Genomic DNA, 18049 nt, shown 5'->3' with positions numbered 1-18049 from the left:
AATGAATATCATTCGAATAACCTCATAAACCATCATTTCTCTATCTCATGCAGGCTCTTTTAGGTGTAATATTTCATTTTATTGGTGGTTTTGCTTCTGGCAGTTTTTACATTCCATATAAAAAAGTAAAGGGTTGGTCTTGGGAAAGTTATTGGATCGTGGGAGGTGTTTTCTCATGGCTGATCGTTCCTCCATTGGCTGCATACCTCACCATTCCGGATTTTACATCGATTATTGGTCATACAGAGACGACTATTTTGGTCGTCACCTATGTTTTTGGTGTCCTTTGGGGGATAGGGGGGCTTACGTACGGTCTCGGGGTTCGTTATTTAGGCGTTTCTCTGGGTAGTAGCATTATTCTCGGGTTATGTTCGGTTTTTGGTGCCTTGATTCCTTCGATATATTATTATTTTTCACCCCGCCCGGGAAAAGACTCCATCGCCGATCTTTTTTCAAATACATGGGGACAAATGGTATTGCTTGGCTTGCTGGTCTGTGTAATTGGTATAGTGATATGCGGAAAAGCAGGCTCGATGAAAGACAAAGATCTGAAGTTGGCGAACAACCAGGATTTGAATAATTCTGAGTTTAAGATTGGCTTGGGATTATTTGTATCAATCGTATCCGGGGTATTAAGTGCATGTTTTGCTTTTGGAATTGATTCTGGAAAAGTAATGGCTGAGGAGGCCAATAATATATGGAAAATGGCCAATCCGGGAGAAGGCGAATTCCTTTTTCAAAATAACGTAACCTATGTGGTTATTTTACTGGGAGGACTGACTACCAACTTCATATGGTGCATGATGTTGAACGCGCGAAACAAGAGCTTCGGTGATTATACCAATGCAAAAACGCCTTTGCTGTCTAATTACATCTTTTCTGCAATAGCCGGAACAACCTGGTTTCTCCAGTTTTTCTTTTATGGAATGGGCGAAAGTAAGTTAGGCAACGGGCCGAGCTCGTGGATACTCCATATGGCCTTTATCATATTGGTTGCGAACTCTTGGGGTCTTATTCTCAAAGAATGGAAAGGCGTATCGAGTAAAACCATGACCACTATCGTTTCCGGCATATTGGTAATTGTGCTTTCAGTTCTGATTGTCGGTTATGGCAATTATCTGCATGAATAATCCAGAAAAACGTAGTCTAATGCGCCATCTTGCTCGTAAATGTTGTGGATTAATATTGGTATCGGGGATTACCATATCCTGCGTATCCGAACAGAAAAATGATAAAGCGGATTTGAAACAGAATATGACATACGTAGAAGGATCGTTTGGATATGATCTGGACTTTCTTGAAAAATATCAAAAGACAATTGTATTGACGGCCCCTAATGCTTCGGATTCAAAAGCAATTCTGATCGCAGCATATCAGGGACGCGTGATGACAACGACTGCTGCCGGCGACTCAGGTAATAGTTACGGTTGGATCAATTATGATCTGATCAAAAGTGGTGAATCGCGAAAGCATATGAATGCATTTGGTGGAGAAGATCGCCTATGGCTTTCTCCGGAAGGCGGGCAATTTTCGGTGTATTTCAAAAAGGGTGAAAAGTTTGAGTTTGAAAATTGGCAGACTCCCGCCGTTATCGACTCTGAACCATTCGATATTGTCGAACAGGATTCTTCTTCAGTTTTATTTCAAAAGAAAACGCATCAAACCAACTATTCCGGAACCGAGTTTGATATAACGATTAGACGGAAGGTTTCTATGCTTTCAAAAAAGGAGGTGTCCGAATTTTTAGGTATTGACATATCCGGAAAGCTGCTTCAATCTGCGTATCAGTCTGAAAATGAGATCATCAACGAGGGGCGGAATTGGTCGAAAGATTCCGGGGTTTTGGGGCTTTGGATATTAGGGATGTTCCGGCCTTCGGAAAAAACAGTTATAATTGCTCCATTCGATAATCGCGTTCATGCCAAGCCCAAGCTCACTTCGGATTATTTCGGCGTGATTCCCGCAGACAGAATTCAACAAAATGCTTCGGCGATTTTCCTGAAAGCAGATGGGAAATTCAGGAGCAAAATAGGCCTTGAGGCTGTTTCCAGTACATCACTGGCCGGAAGTTACGATCCTTCAAAAGGTTTGCTCACCATTGTTCAGTTTGATATGGATATAAATGGAGAGTATCTTAAATCAGCCTGGAAGATTCATGACAATCCATACGGAGGCGATGCGTTGAACGCTTACAATGATGGTCCGCTGGAAGATGGCACACAAATGGGGCCATTTTACGAATTAGAGTCAAGCTCAAAAGTTGTCACATTGAAGAACAGGGAAAAACTAACCCATCGTCATCGAACCTATCATTTTGAAGGAGAAAAAGCGGAACTCAACCATATATCCGAAAAATTATTAGGCGTGAAGCTGGAGGAAGTGGAAAATATGTTTAAGTGATGTTTCCCGTACCATTTCCTGACAAAACTGACTTTAGCAAGATCCTGAAAATTCTGATAGAAGTAAAAAAAAGCATATAGAGCGCTTTACTATAATATCCTAAACATAACTTTTGAAATGTATATGTTCAATAATAACGCATTAAAAATCAGCCTTTTACTTATTGTTTTGAGCGTGACGAGCGGGTTCTCTCAGAGCAAAACAGAAAAAGCGCATGAGATAACTTTTAAGAAAAGCGAACCGACACACCGCTTCATTGCAGAAGGTGCTGCCATTGGCGATGTTAATAAAGATGGGAAAAAAGATGTGTTCTCAGGCGCATATTGGTTTGAAGCTCCGGACTGGAAGGCGCATGAATTGGCCAAGCCGGATTCGTTCATCGTAAACGGAAGCTATAGTAATTCATTTCTGAATTTTGCGATGGACGTTAACCAGGACGGCTGGGTAGATCTGATCCGCGTCGACTGGCCGGGAAAGGCAACGGTCTGGCATGAAAACCCTAAGAATCAGTCGGGGTACTGGCCGGTTCATCCGATATATCCTTCGCTTGGAAATGAATCTCCGAATTTTGTAGACATGGACGGGGACGGCCGCGAAGATATTCTGGGTAATGATCCGACTGAGAAAAAAGTAATCTGGATCAAAGCTCCTTCGAAGAAAGGGGATATCAACTGGGAACGACATATCATCAGCAATGATGAAAATCAATCGACCCATATGTACACCCATGGAATCGGTTTTGGTGATATTAATGGGGATGGTCGCAAGGATGTAGTGGTTAGAGAAGGTTGGTGGGAAGGGCCGGCGGAAGGTTTGGTTAAACACGACAAAAACACGCCCTGGAAATTTCATAAGGCTGATTTAGGCAAGGAAAGCTCGCAAATGTATGTGATAGATCTGAATCAGGATGGGCTGAACGACGTGATCAGTGCGTCTGCTCATAACTATGGTATTTGGTGGCATGAACAGGGAAAAGATGCAAATGGAGCAGAAACCTGGAAGCAGCATGATATCGATACAAGTTTTTCTCAAACGCATTCTCTGGCTTTAATAGATATGAACAAAGATGGCAATCCGGACCTGGTGACGGGAAAGAGATACTTTGCGCATAACGGCCACGATCCGGGTGAATTTGAACCTGCTGTAATCTATTGGTATGAATACAAGCCAGGAAAAACGCCACAATGGATTCGTCATGATATAGACAACAATTCTGGTTCGGGATTGAATGTGGCAGTCGATGATTTGAATGGGGACAAACTTCTGGATGTTGTGACCTCTAATAAAAAAGGCGTCCATATTTTCATCCAGCAGAAATAATCACGCACGATACAGGTTAATTTTTAGCTCATGGAATTTGGTATTAATACCTATTTGTTTGCCTCGCCTTTTACAAATGAAAGCGTCGAATTGTTTCCGATTTTTAAATCCTGGGGTTTCGATTTTGTAGAGATAGCCGTGGAAGACATCTCCTTGATTGACGCGAAATTGATTCGTGATGAGTTGGAAAAAAGTAACTTACGATGCAAATCGATATGCGCTGCAACTGGGCCGGGAAAAGATTTGAGAGGAAATAAGAAAGAGCAAATCAATACGATTCAATACATAGAAGAGCTAATTGATATTGCCGAGACGGTCGGAAGCAAGCTCGTTGCTGGCCCGATTTATTCGGCGGTGGGGAGGGCGGAATATTATACTGATGCTGAAAAGAAAAAGCAAAAGGCTTTAGTGGTATCCAACCTTAAAGCGCTGGCGACTATCGCTGAACGGCGAAATATCAAGCTCGCGATCGAGCCATTAAACAGATATGAAACCGATATGGTTAATACCTGTGCGCAAGCGATGGACTTAATTAAGGAGGTGGGCAGCGATGCTTTGCAGGTTCATCTGGATACTTTTCATATGAATCTCGAAGAGAAAGATCCAGCAAAGGCGATTCGTCTTGCGGGTGATCGGTTGGGGCTTTTACATGCGTCCGGAAGCGACAGAGGAACGCCTGGGGGTGATCAGATTAATTGGGATAATATATTCAGTGCTTTAAAATACATCGATTATCAAGGTGATATCGTGATCGAATCGTTCACGCCTGATGTAAAAAGTATAGCAAAGGCCGCGTCTATCTGGCGACAAGTCGAGCCTTCAAAAGAAGCTATTGCTATAGATGGTTTGAAATTTCTTAGATCCTGTTTAAACGCGGAGTAACGGAGTCGGACGCAGAGTTTCGCGGTAGCTTTAAATCCTGCGTAACTCTGCGTTTAACTCATATTAACCCTGCGTTCAAAAACTCTAGTTTGAGAACTCCTCCTCTAAATAAGACGTATTCAGTTGTAAAACCTCACTCGTCCAGCTACGGGTTTTATTCGCAAGTTTTTCGTCTTTCGATAGAGATTTGCCATATGAAGGCACCAATTCTTTAAATCTTTGTTTCCATTCCGGAGTCTGCGCCTGCTCTTTGAAACATTTATTGATAAGGTCGATCATGATCGAAACAGACGTTGAAGCCCCCGGTGAAGCTCCCAAGAGTGCAGCAAGGGATCCGTTTGCAGCCGTTACCATCTCGGTTCCGAATTCCAGAATACCACCTGCTTTTTTATCTTTTTTGATTACCTGAACCCGTTGCCCTGCCGTTTCCAGCTTCCAATCTTCCAGTTTCGCCTCTGGCATATATTCAGCCAATGCCGCCAAACGATCTTCTGGGGACTGTCTAACCTGATCGATCAGATATTTGGTCAACGGGATATTATTAATACCCGCAGCCAGCATAGGCTTTATATTGTTCAATTTAATTGAAAGTGGCAAGTCAAGATATGAGCCGTTTTTCAGGAACTTGGTTGAAAAACCAGCATATGGTCCAAAAAGTAAAGCTCTTTCCCCATTGATAATCCGTGTATCCAAGTGAGGAACCGACATCGGAGGAGCTCCTACAGAGGCTTTACCATATACTTTTGCCTGATGTTTTTCGATAACTTCTTGGTTGTTGCATACCAGCCATTGGCCACTAACCGGGAATCCTCCGAATCCTTTTCCTTCAGGAATACCAGATTTTTCTAACAACGGCAAAGAACCGCCACCAGCACCGATGAATATAAATTTGGTCTGAATCTTGGCAGACTTTTTAGTCTCACGGTTTTTTACTTCCACAGTCCAGGATCCATCTTTTTTCTGCTTCAGATCGTCTACCTCATGATTCAGGAACAACTTAACACCGTCTTGTTTTTCCAGATAATCAAACATGAATTTTGTCAACGCGCCAAAATTGACGTCAGTTCCAAGTTCCATTTTTGTTGCAGCAACAGCGTCATTTTGATTTCTTCCTTCGATAATCAAAGGAGCCCACGATTTGATCTCCTCAAAATCCTGAGAAAATTCCATCCCTTCGAAGAGATGATGCTGGGTCAACAGTTCGTGCCGTTTTTTGAGAAATGCTACGTTTTCCTCTCCCCAAACAAAACTCATGTGAGGTATATGGTGAATGAAGTCTTCCGGAGTCTCGATGATATCATTTTCAACGAGAAACGACCAGAATTCTTTCGATACTTCAAATTGCTCGGCGATTTTAATCGCTTTGGAAATATCAATATTACCATTTGCCTTCTGAGGTGTATAGTTCAACTCACAGAACGCTGAGTGGCCTGTTCCGGCGTTGTTCCACGGGTCGGAACTTTCAGCAGTAACCCTGTCAAGACGCTCGAATATGGAAATTGTAAATGAGGGATTTAGTTTTTTGAGTATAACCCCAAGTGTGGCACTCATTATACCCGCTCCGATCAAAATAATGTCGGAAGAAGTGGATTTTGATGATTTTTTAGTAAGCATTGGAAATCAGAATTTTATGATCACAAAACGTTGATAGCCCGGAAAAATCCAAAACACATGTTTGTAACAATAAGCTATGTGAGATTTGTTTCCAAAATAGTATAATTCTATAAACAAAAAGAAGTCTCGCGCGAAACTTCTTTTTTAGTGACAATAAAAACTGAAATTGATTCAATTTAAAATACTTCCATATAATTTTCAGCCAGAATATATGATTTGTAACCTTTTTTTGCGTTATCTGGACTTTACAATTTTATAACTTTTATCGTTGATTTTGATCGTGTAAAGCCCAGGCTGATATTTCGAAAAATCCAGACGCGCAGAATTCTCGTTTGATTCAAAAGTTGCTATTTTCGAGCCAGTTGTATTATAAATTTCCATTTTAGAAATTGTATTATCGGAAGATATATGCAAAATATCCTGAACAGGATTTGGGAATAAATTGACTGCTGTTCTCTCATCTAATTTTACGGCCCGGATTTGACTTAGGAATTCTGTCCCGTCCAAATCGACCTCTTTCAATCGATAATAATAAGTCAAGGGTACGAGTTCCATGTCGGTGGTTTGGTATTTAGATTCGACGATGGAAGTACCTTTCGCATCCAATGTTGCGACAATCTGAAATGTCAGACCATCAATGCTTCTCATAACCTGAAAATGCGACGCATTGGTTTCAGAACTGGTAGCCCAACTAATATTGACCGAGCCGGCATTTTCCGCGGGGTTGGCCCGGAAGTAAGTAAGGGTTACCGGAAGGGATATGTTGCTGGTAAACTGAAGAGGTGAATATACCACATTACCGAAGCTGTCTGTAGCTTTCAGGCGGTAAGGACCCGGACTTGTGGAATATTCCTGAGAATTGGAAACGGAGCCGTTACAATCATCAGGTGTAAGCCAGTCATACAGAGACCATCCGTTTGAAGCAGTAAGCTTAATCATTGATACAGAAGGCTTTGTGATTGAAACGGTGGGTAGGCTAATTGCTGGATATGGTTGTGAATTGGTTAAAAAGTCATTGTCGATTTTATCAGCCCAGAGCTGAGCGAGAAAGGCCAATCCGTCTCCTGCAAAATGAACTTCATCCGACCGGTATTCGGAAGTGTAATAGGCATCGGTTTCCGGGCCTGGAAAAGCATGGTGAACATAATCGGCCGGATTATTAAGTCCGATGATATCATTCTGCGCATCAATTACATCCGGCCAGGTTCGCGTTTGCCCCTCTACGTTGAAACGTGTTGCTCTCGAAACCAGCCAACCCAGGTTTGGTTTTCCCGACAAATCGCGAGTTGCCGTGATAATCGATTTCAAATCATCGTAATAATCAGAACGGGACCTGTTGACTAAATTATCAGATTCTCCCTGATGCCAGAGTACCGCCCGAATCCCTGATTGTGCGATGTAATTATTGAGTGCTTTTCGCATATGTCCGAACGGCAATCCCTGCGGGAAACTATACCCGAAAGCACTTACAGTAGGTGTGGAGCTGGTAAAATCAATGCTTTCTTTCCAATTCCAAACGCCGGTGCTTGACCAGCCGGCGTTAAAAATCATGACGGGCACTCCCAGTTTTTGCACCAGTTTGTCTCCAAAAGTACCCCAGCACCATGCATAATTACCGAATGGGGCAGTTTTTGTATATTGATCCAGATGCACATATTCCGGGCAAGGAAGGTTAAGATCGTTATAGGATTGAATTGGGACATTTTGAAAATTTACACTGCTAACGGCATCTTCGGCAGAACCTGGTCCTGAGGGGTTCGAATCTCCGCCTGTGGCATTAGATTGACCAGCGATTAGAAATATTTCGCCTACGCCTATGTGACCGATGGAAGTTTCTCCGGCCGGATTTCCGTTTTTTATGGCTCGGACTTCCAATCTATACCATCCGCCGGACGCTGAAATTTGTCCTTCAAAATTTTCGCAAACAGATCCGGATGAGAGTACTTGCCAGCCGCCGCCAATTGGCGATGCTGTTCCTAGTTCTGGTCCTGATGGATTTGATTTTATGGGAACAAGTCGGGCTTCAATTTGGTCTCGGCACTCTGTAACGTATCCGGCAATTGTGAACGAAGCCTGATTTGAATTATCCCGTTGAAAAACAATTCTATCTGACGGATAAGTAATATTCAGCTGTGCAGTAGATACATAAGGAACCAAAAAGGCAATAATGGATAATGCGGAAAAGTAGTATTTTCTCATAAATATCGTACGGATTATGGCTAATAGAGAGGTCGCGAGAACAAAGTCGATAATGGCAAAAATGCAAAGGTAGGGAAATTAATGACTGTTCTTAATTTGTAACGGTGAGAAACTTATTGAATGGTTTTGAATTTCAGCTGGTTATCCTGTCAGATTTGACTAAGGCGATATAGTGTTTAAACGTCAGATATTCTCTTAGCAGGAAGAGTTCAAAAGCGGATTTTCCGGGAAATTGTATCGGTTACATGAGATAATCTAAAACCAGATTGGACGTAGAATTAATTATCAATTAAATGGCGGAAATAAATAAAATTGTGATATCTTAGTACTAGGTAAAGGATAAATAAGATTATTTGTAGTTGATTGATGATTCAAAGGACAAATAGTCTTGATAATTCATCAAAATGCCTGATTTATAGTTATGTTTATTGGGCGCTATATTACCTTGGGTAGTAATCGGGAAATGGATGGGAAGGGCAGTGATTTAAGTAATAATAAATTTATTGTCAGTGCGTTACATTTCGAAAGAGATTTTGTCAAATTAAAAGAAACTCGTATTAAAGAACTTTACAACTTATGAGATTTTGTGATCTAAGACAGGGGATGTCGTGGTTAATTATTGTAATTATATCAGGACTTAGTGCGCGAGCTCAAGATTTAACACCATGGACATCAAATCCTTATGGAAATCAATGGATTGATTATTCAAAGAAGTACGTCCGGGTAGGTGTTCAAACAAATGGTATCTACAAAGTTTCTTATTCTTCACTTGCGACCGCACTTCAAATGGACGGCGTAACGATCACCCCAGAAAAAATTCAGTTGTGGCATCGAGGCCAACAAGTATCCATTCTCAGTGCTAATTCTACCGAAGTGGTGTTTTATGGAGAAAAAAATGACGGAGCTTCCGACGGACTCATGTTCCGTCCAGGACCAGAGGCTAGACTGAATATCCATAGTAGTTTTTACTCTGAAGAGGGATCTTACTTTTTCACCGTGGCCGACTCCCCTTCCAGGGCCTCAAATGTGAACAGTGCACCTGTCTCGGCCGTGACCCCTGAAGCCTATCATCTGGAGACTTATCTTAAAAAATTCGATGATTACGACGCGAATCGGCAGAGACTCTCTTCGCAGAAATTCGCTTTTGCGACCTTTGCCACCGATGCAACTTTGAACAATAGTTACCACACAGACGCGAATGCCTGGACAAGCCCGATCATATATGGGCCAAATGCACTGACCGTCGGTGGCGCCGCTACGAGCCCTAAGAGCTATGATGTAGCCTCCCTTACACTTAAAAATTTCGTCAGCACGGCTGTCGCCCCTGTATTTTCCATGGCTGTGCATGGCCACTATATTGGATCACACATTATTAAAACCTACATCAGCAATTCTACTTCAGACATTGAATCCAAGGAAATAGGAACTGCGACTTTCACTGGATATGGAGGACGGAAGATATCAGGAAATCTGGTTGTGGGAAGCAATATCGGAAGTGACGGCGTATTGAACCTTAAAGTAAAATCGATTTCCACCAGCTCGAGCGATTATTTCGGAATCTCTTATTATACAATCATCTATCCGCAAAGTATTAATGTGGCCGGTGTCAATTCAGCTGTCTTGAATTTTCCTGCAGCCGGGAGTGCAGTCAGTATCATTCCAATTGCGGGTGCCAGTGCCGAGACAAAAGTCTACAATATCTCGAACCCAAACAGTCCGTCTCTCCTTACCAACGGAGATTTCAACTCAGGAACATCCACCCTGACGGTGGAAGTACCAAGATCTATAGGAAATCCTCTAAAACTATTTGTAGTGAACACAGGATATACGATCAGTACGCTATCTACTTTTAAAAATGTGGATTTGGGAACAGTATACGAAAATGGGAAATCGGGCCTGCCCGCGCGACTCGGAACTGGTTCGCTTAATCCGGCGGCATTTGACTATCTGATCATTACAAACAATGATGAAGATCCGGTGAGGTCAGGCGACCGGGATTTAAGAGATGGAGCGAAGGCATATGCGCGCGATTTTCGTAGTCAGCCTGCTGGAGGAAGCAATAATACTTTGGTAATGGATATCCGAAGCATTTATGATCAGTTTAATTATGGTGAACCCAGCGCAATGGCCATTAAACGGTTCGTGGATTATATGCTGCAGGCGGGCGTTCGTGCGAAACATAATTTGTTTCTTATTGGTTACAATGCATCGTACCCGCCAAGAATTGTAGCCGAAATGCCGGGCGAGGTACCAAGTTTTGGAGATCCTGGGTCTGACGTGCTATTAGTCACCGGATTAACCAATAGCCTGAACCCGGATGTGCCTGCTATTCCTGTAGGAAGAATCAATGTTTTTACAAAGTCCGAACTGGCAAACTACCAGGCAAAAGCTATGGAGTACAGCACGCAAACCAGTGAAGGAAATGCTGAGGAACTGGCATATAGAAAAAATATAGTGCACCTGATAGGAGCGAAGTTCAAGCCAGAGCTGGCTGAATTCAAAGGCATATTTTCTGGTGTGTCGGAATATGTACAGGAGCTTGAACCATCAAGACAGATTACGACACTTAGTAACGATGCTGCTGCTACCTCGGAAACCGTAGATGCTCCCAGAACAGTTGCTCCAATGTCTGCGCAGGTGAATCCAGGTGTTGGAATGATAGCGTACTATGGGCATGGGAATCAAACAGGAACCATTTATGATATCGGGAAAGTTTCTGACCCCGCGCTCAATTTTACAGAAAACCACAAGTATTCCTTTATTTATTTCAATGGTTGCGGAATAGGCAATATTTTCACCAGCAGGGATGTACAGTTACCTTCAACAGATTGGTTGATTACACCTAACAAGGGAGCCGTTGTCATGTTTTGTAATGCTTACAAAAGTTATGTGACTCCAACCAAGATATACATAGATAGGCTCTACCAGCAAGTTTTTTTAAAGGGCGATGCTTCAAGGAAAACAGCAGGGCAAATTCTGGTCGATTTGGGCAAGATTACAGTGAATGGTTCGGCCGATGCGCGTCTCATGGCTGCTGGCGATCTTGAAATTGCCAATATCCACCAAACAAACCTGTATGGGGACCCAGCTTTATCTATCATGAACATTACACCAGCGCAATCCTTGCCTGTAAACCTTGTAGCATTCAAGGCGAACGCTCAAAAGGATGGATCGGTGTTACTGAAATGGACAACAACTTCGGAAACAAACAATAGCCATTTCGAAATTGAAAGAAGTTACAATGCACGTGATTTCAAAAAAATCGGCCAGGTTGATGGCAAAGGGACAGTTTTAACTGTTTCTGACTATCAATTTTCAGATACCCAGCCATATGGAGGTTTGAGCTATTATCGCTTGAAGCAGGTGGATATCGTAGGCACCAGTAAAAAAGGATATGACTACTCTCAGATCGTAGCGGTGACGCTTGATGAAAATGAGTTGGCGTTCGTATATCCCAATCCTGTAAAGGGAGATATCCAAATCAAAATGGAATCTCCTGCTAGCTTGAAGTACTGGAAGATTTACAATCAGAATGGTCAGCTGATTAAATCGGGGACAAAATCAGCAACAAACCTCTATGCTATTCCGTCCGGAACGTACGTCATGGAAATTGAGTCAAACGATGGGACGACACTCAAACGAAGTATAATTAAAGAATAAAATCAATTTGATTGAGGGCTGTTGCGATTGCATTCAGCCTTCAATTTTCTTACACCGGCATGGCACACATTTTCCAAAATAGACTCACAGGGTTCTTTACAGCACTGCTTATCTTTTCAGGTAACCCCATTTTTGCACAATGGAAAAATTTTAATGGTACGGAATGGATCAGCAGAGGGCAACCTTATGTGAAATTATTGGTAGAAAAGAGGGGCCTTCAGAGGGTTGCGTTTTCGATGCTGCCGACGAGCTTCCCGACAAATGAAACCGCCAAACTTCAAATGTGGCATCGGGGCAAACAAGTGGCTATTTCCGTTACAGATAAGGAGATAATTTTTTACGGTCAGCCGAATGACGGAGCCAGCGATTCACTTGTCTATCGTCCGGAATCTGCAAGACTGAATACACACGTTAATCTTTTTTCCGACAAGGGAGCTTATTTTTTGACCATTGCGTCCAATCCAAATCGGATCGCTACCAAAAGTTTTTCGGAAACAGGTAAACAAATTATTGAATATCAGATACAGGCCGATGTAACGACTTTCACGAATCAATTTGCCTTCTCTACATTTGATATTAAAGCAGCACTGAACAAAAGCTATTATGAAGCAGTAAATACCTGGACAGGACCAACTCTGGCAGGTGTTAGCACAAATATCGGAGCGGTTAAGGATTCGGTATTGATTAAACAGTTTTCTTTAAAGAATTTCAGAAGTGACCTTAACGATGCTCCTGTTCTGGAGTTGTTGTTCGCAGGATTAAATGTGGGTAACCATAATATCCAGATATCAATAGGTCCTTCCGACTCAGATAGCGAGATGAGAAAACTGGGAACAGCTGCATTCACAGGCTTCGATGCTAAAAAAGTGAGCTATAATTTGAGGGCCGAAGATGTTAAGCCCGATGGTACGGGTTTTATTAAGATCCGATCGACCACGGTAAGTAATAGCGGTGACTGGTATAGTTTGTCCTACTTCTCGCTCACCTACCCGCAAGGAATAGATATGGCTGGTTTGAAATCAGCAGAGATGACTTTCCCCTCAACAAACGAAAACGAGACAAATATTCGCGTAAAAAATGCCGGTCAAGGATGGTCATTGTATGATGTTTCCAATCCAGATCAGCCTGTTAAGCTGGATGCTAAGTTTTCTGAGGGAGCAGCTGACGTCGTGATAGACCGGAAGCCTGGTAAAATGGCAAGAGTATTGAGTTTGGTAGATTCTGAAATTAACGACATCGCATTGGCCAATATCTCAACCGTAAATCTCAAGCCGCTTTACCCGAAGACTACGCAAGACATTCTTAATCCGGCCGAGTATGACTATTTAATTGTTACTACAAAGTTGTTAGCGCCGGGCGCAATAAAATATGCGGAATACCGTGGCTCCGCAGAGGGCGGGTCCCACAAAGTGGTAGTGATGGATATTGCTGACATCTATGATCAGTTTAATTATGGAGAGCCGTCACCGGTTGGTTTACGAAGATTTGTGAATTACATGCTGAAGGATGGGGTAAGAGATGCACACAGTTTGTTGCTAATTGGACATTCGGTATCTTATCCTGCACGTGTAAAAAAGGAATTACCTGATGAAGTTCCCACCATGGGAGATCCGGGGTCGGATATGCTGCTGGTTTCTGGCCTTGCTGGGTATGATAAAGACGTGCCCGCTATACCGGTAGGGCGAATTAATGCCTTCAATGTCAATGATGTGGCGGCATATCTGGACAAGGTAAAGATGTATGAATCGGAAGAGGACAAAGGCTGGAGAAAAAATATTCTTCACCTTAACGGCGGGCATAGTGTTGCGGAGGTGAATCAGCTGAAAGGAGTGCTAGCAACATTGGCTCCAATCGTAGAAAAAGGAGAAATGGGAGCGCAAGTGAAACCCTACGTAAAAAACAATCCAAACCCAAGTCAGCCACAGAAATTGGATATCAGGTCTGATATCAATGGAGGTGTGGGTATGCTCACGTATTTCGGGCATGGCTCACAACAGGTTACCGATCTCGATTTTGGATATGTGTCAGATATCAGTAGGGGCTATGAGGAAACACGGAAGTATACTACGATGTTTTTCAATGGCTGTGGAGTCGGTAATATCTTTACCAGCCCGACCACACAAGTGCTTTCAAGCGACTGGATTATGTCTCCTAACAAAGGGGCGATTGCGGTCGTGGCCAATGCTTACGACAGTTACGTGAGCACGTCTACTGATTATCTGAAGCATTTGTATACAAAACTTTTTGGTGAGAAAACCATCTATACCGTGGGAGAAGCCGTTAAAGAGGTGGCCATGGCAATCGTGAAAGAGGGTGCCAGCGATTATGACATTGCAAATTTCCAGCAAAGTAATTTACAAGGAGATCCTGTTCTAAGGATTATGCGGGTTAGCAAACCTGACTACGAAATATCAAATCCCGATATCATCTTGTACTCAGACAGTAAGGAAGTGACATTGGAAGCCTCGCAAAATCCTAGATTAGCCATTGTTAGGCATAATCGCGGAAGATATAGTGAAGCAGAAAAACCAGTGACTAGATTAAGATTGAGTAAAGGAGACGGGTCTTCATCTACTATCGATATCGCCTCGGTGGCGGTGGCATATTCCGATACCGTATGGATGCCGATTAGCAATATCAGAAATGTTGCTTCGATAGGTGTGACCCTTGATCCTCAGAATCTGATCAGTGAGCTTGAGAAGGGGAATAATACCGCATCTTTAGAAATTGATTGGGAGATAGCAAAATTGCAGTATACTTACTCCAATTCGGTTATTAATGACAAGATCGCCCCTCAGCTTTTTGTGACCATCAATAATCAGCGCATAACGAATGAAGAAAAGGTGCCTTTGGAGCCGGTCCTGTCCATAACTATTCAGGATGACCGGCAAATGGAGATAGATTTTTCTGCCATTGAAGTGTATTTAAAATCGTGTTACGACGATGCCTGTGATTTTGAGCGAATTTCAAACGATATGATGGAAGTTGCCAGGAGTGGATTGGATGGGAAGCAACTGACGTTTACATATATTGGTCCCGATTTACAGGAGGGTAAATATTCTCTTTTAGTATCTGGAAAAGATGCTGCGGGGAACACAACAACAGATCCTTATCTGATCCGATTTCAGGTGGAGCAGAATACGGATGTCCTGGACATCGTGACCTATCCAAATCCTGCCTCGGAGTATGTTAAGTTTGTTGTAAAAAACGGGGCGTCAGAAACGGCGAGACAAGTCCTTTGGCAGGTTTATAGCTCAGATGGCCACAAGATATGGGAAGGTGAAAAAAAGGTAACTGCACCGGATGGTATTAATTGGTATTGGATACCGAATTCGCCTAACGGTATTTACACATATAAAGTTGTCGTTGCAACAGACGTCGGTGAAAAAGTGTTTACCGGTAAGATTTCATTAGTCAAATAGAAAACGACTATATACAATTAAGATAAAGTATTGCAACAATCAGAGATGCAATGCTTTATTTGACTTTAATTTCTTTTACTGAAATCGAGGGTATGCGTGAACGAAACGCTGTCGAAGCCATTATTGAGGTATAGATCCAACCATACCGCCAGGCAAATGACCCTGTGTATAAAAAAGCCAGGCATACGATGGAGTGACAAGTGGGATGGATTTTCAAGAATGCCCAGGCATTTCTGATATTTGTTACGAGCAACGATTTCCCAGATTGGTGCGTTTTTCGTTAGCAAGTGCGCAGCTTGCCTATTCAAAATAATAGCAACCTCTGTGGAATAGGCATTGAAGTTAGATTTATTGGTCCGAAGGGCTACGCTGGCGGGTAGTAAATCTTCCATAGCCTTTCTCAACGGAGCGCGAAAATAGCCATGGTTAAATAGAAACTTTTGCGGAACCGACAAACACAGCTCATAAAGTGCTTTGCAGAAAAATGGATGGTAAATGTGGATTCCGAATTGGCACGACATGGTATGATAATCCTCATTAACCCTGATGTTTTGTCCAAACATAATTCCTTTACAATACTCCAGATTTGGCCCCGACACTGTTGCAGAAAAATCTATTAATGAGACCTTGTCTACGAAAACCCGGTCGCCACCAATGCTTTTCTTGAGAACGGTTTTTGGTATCTGTCTTTGATATTTTAATGAATGAAGCAAACTGCCAGCCGTTCCTTTCAGAAAATATGTCGGAGAGATGTTAAAATGGTGATAGGCATTTCTCAATAAACTATATGTCCGCCGCAATTCTTTTTGCCTGAGTGCTCTTTTTACCCTCCCCAAAAGAAATCGCTTTAACAGTAATTCTGTTCGTGATTTATTGGAAATATGCCGGGTTTCCGGGTGAGTTTGGATATAACCTTCCAAATTTGCATATGCTGACGCTTCGAATTCGAGTTCTCCCCACTGGTTGCTGTCCAATAGCTGATTGAAATAATTATTTCCATTTCCAACAACACTATCCCCGTCGTGGCCTGTTAACAATACATCGCAATTGAGCTCCCGGGCTCGTCGTAAAATACCAACGTTTAGTCCTGCTGCCCCGATCATATACAATGGCTGACCACTGGCTTTTGTGAAGCCATAGAGTTCTCCTAGCTGGTTCCCCGGGGGGAGGATATGATAGTGATTAGACTGGATTTTCCTTGCAACGTCGTTTGCATAGCCCTCTTCTGGAATTGAACGCGCAGGAGCGTCGAAAAAAAAAGTATTGATCGGTTTTTCGGGAGCGACTTTGCGAGATGCAGCTGCAACTGACGACGAGTCCAGCCCGCCACTGAGATGTATCCCTATGCATTCGTGGTTTGAGATACTGTTTTGAACGCTTTGAAGGAACATAGTGCGAAAATCTCTGCCAATTTCTGTTGGAGTTGCTTCTTCATTCAATTCTGTTGGATGAAATTCAACAAAGGGGTGAATCTCAAGTGTGCCGTTAGTAAATTTTAATATGTGACCGGGAAGAAGCGAATTGATTTTTGAATAAAAGGTCGCGGATGAATAAGGTTTGCCCAATCCTTGAATATCGAAATAAGAAATGACTGATGAGTGATTAACCGAATTAGATTTATCCGGAAAGTTTATCAACGGAATAATATGACTTGAAAAAGTGAGACCCAAAGTTTCGTCCAATCGATAGTAAAGGGGTATCTGGCCAAATAAATCTCTTGCAATATAAAGGCTCTTGGAATCCTCATCAAACCATATTATGCTAGCGATTTCAGATGAATGTTTCGAAACAAAGGAGAAAAAAAGGGCAGAATTTAAATTTTGAGCCTGTTCCTCAATGTTATTTCTTTCCGTTAACAAATGTAGTTTTGTACCGCCATCGACGGTGTGGAACAAATATTGTTTGTGCAGACGGCTGAATTGCGGAGTATAATTAAACACGAAACCAAAATTATCCATCGCTGATCTTTGTTCCGCTTGTGGATATCGGTTTTTTTTCTCTTTTGTACTTTCACTGTAAGTTCCCAGAAATTTTATCACCGTTATATTGCGTCTAATTGCACTTGGCGTCCACCTGGGTCAATATTCTCTCAGGAGTTTTACCTGGTTTACAGAGTTGGTTCGTTTGAGGAAAGGATTCGAGTGTTTGATCCTCCGAATTTGTAGGGAATGCTCGTCATTTTCCATTTTGGTTAGTGAAGGATCTTCGAGAACGTGTTATAGAAAAAATAGCAATAATGAATAACGCCTTGTTCCAAATTGAAGGCCTGTCAAAAACGGGTACCCCTGACAACAGAATGGGCTTTAAAACAAAAAAAGAAAGAAAAGAGCCTCTCGTCGTGTGAAGCAACTATTTCTTCCTTCTATTATTGAAAGTCCTACCCAGGATTGATTGTTAAACTGGACCTGGTTCAGCAAAACCTGCACCGTCGGTGTCAGAGCTTCCTTTTTCCGCTTTAGTCAATTCACTTACCATTCCAATTTTTTTCAAAACCGGTTGACTGTACTTTTTCTTTTCTTGTGTAAAGTGTGTATTTGTCTTTTTCATACTAA

Annotated in this window: 10 protein-coding genes; 6 read left to right on the top strand and 4 right to left on the bottom strand. The window is 42.3% G+C overall.

Annotation, left to right across the window (positions count from 1 at the left end; translation table 11 throughout):
* The first annotated feature begins 47 nt into the window (after nucleotides 1–47).
* From rhaT to AC1XUD_RS17365, 4 genes are all read left to right on the top strand, one after another.
* Nucleotides 48–1130, top strand: a complete 1083-nt coding sequence (rhaT, locus tag AC1XUD_RS17380; protein ID WP_483362307.1) for an L-rhamnose/proton symporter RhaT — start codon at nucleotides 48–50, stop codon at nucleotides 1128–1130.
* Between the two features lie 19 nt (nucleotides 1131–1149).
* Nucleotides 1150–2400: a DUF6786 family protein gene (locus AC1XUD_RS17375; protein ID WP_483362306.1), complete on the top strand. Its 1251-nt coding sequence runs from the start codon at nucleotides 1150–1152 to the stop codon at nucleotides 2398–2400.
* A 123-nt stretch (nucleotides 2401–2523) separates the two neighbouring features.
* Nucleotides 2524–3720, top strand: coding sequence for an FG-GAP repeat domain-containing protein (locus AC1XUD_RS17370; RefSeq protein ID WP_483362305.1), 1197 nt, complete (start codon nucleotides 2524–2526; stop codon nucleotides 3718–3720).
* Between the two features lie 30 nt (nucleotides 3721–3750).
* The gene (locus tag AC1XUD_RS17365) at nucleotides 3751–4602 is read left to right on the top strand and encodes a sugar phosphate isomerase/epimerase family protein (RefSeq protein WP_483362304.1); all 852 of its coding nucleotides are present in this window, start codon (nucleotides 3751–3753) and stop codon (nucleotides 4600–4602) included.
* 84 nt (nucleotides 4603–4686) lie between these two features.
* On the opposite strand, the gene AC1XUD_RS17360 is transcribed toward AC1XUD_RS17365, so the two are convergent.
* Nucleotides 4687–6216, bottom strand: coding sequence for a malate:quinone oxidoreductase (locus tag AC1XUD_RS17360; protein WP_483362303.1), 1530 nt, complete (start codon nucleotides 6214–6216; stop codon nucleotides 4687–4689).
* A 234-nt stretch (nucleotides 6217–6450) separates the two neighbouring features.
* Complete coding sequence (locus AC1XUD_RS17355) at nucleotides 6451–8415, bottom strand: T9SS type A sorting domain-containing protein (protein ID WP_483362302.1); 1965 nt, start codon at nucleotides 8413–8415, stop codon at nucleotides 6451–6453.
* A gap of 603 nt (nucleotides 8416–9018) precedes the next feature.
* Here AC1XUD_RS17355 and porU2 (AC1XUD_RS17350) point away from each other — a divergent pair.
* Nucleotides 9019–12075 carry a putative type IX secretion system sortase PorU2 gene (gene porU2, locus AC1XUD_RS17350; RefSeq protein ID WP_483362301.1) on the top strand — a complete coding sequence of 1019 codons (3057 nt, stop codon included), beginning with the start codon at nucleotides 9019–9021 and terminating at the stop codon, nucleotides 12073–12075.
* 59 nt (nucleotides 12076–12134) lie between these two features.
* The gene (gene porU2 / locus AC1XUD_RS17345; protein ID WP_483362300.1) at nucleotides 12135–15497 is read left to right on the top strand and encodes a putative type IX secretion system sortase PorU2; all 3363 of its coding nucleotides are present in this window, start codon (nucleotides 12135–12137) and stop codon (nucleotides 15495–15497) included.
* Nucleotides 15498–15562: 65 nt separating this feature from the next.
* Here porU2 (AC1XUD_RS17345) and AC1XUD_RS17340 read toward each other — a convergent pair whose 3' ends face one another.
* The gene (locus AC1XUD_RS17340; RefSeq protein WP_483362299.1) at nucleotides 15563–17536 is read right to left on the bottom strand and encodes an asparagine synthase-related protein; all 1974 of its coding nucleotides are present in this window, start codon (nucleotides 17534–17536) and stop codon (nucleotides 15563–15565) included.
* 355 nt (nucleotides 17537–17891) lie between these two features.
* Nucleotides 17892–18044 (bottom strand): hypothetical protein, encoded by a 153-nt coding sequence (locus tag AC1XUD_RS17335; RefSeq protein ID WP_483362298.1) that lies wholly within the window; start codon nucleotides 18042–18044, stop codon nucleotides 17892–17894.
* Between the last annotated feature and the right edge of the window lie 5 nt (nucleotides 18045–18049).

This window comes from Dyadobacter sp. HNCC25DJ184 (genome assembly GCF_056895215.1).
Note: the sequence above shows the minus strand (reverse complement) of the source record. Positions and strands in the feature narration are given on the sequence as shown.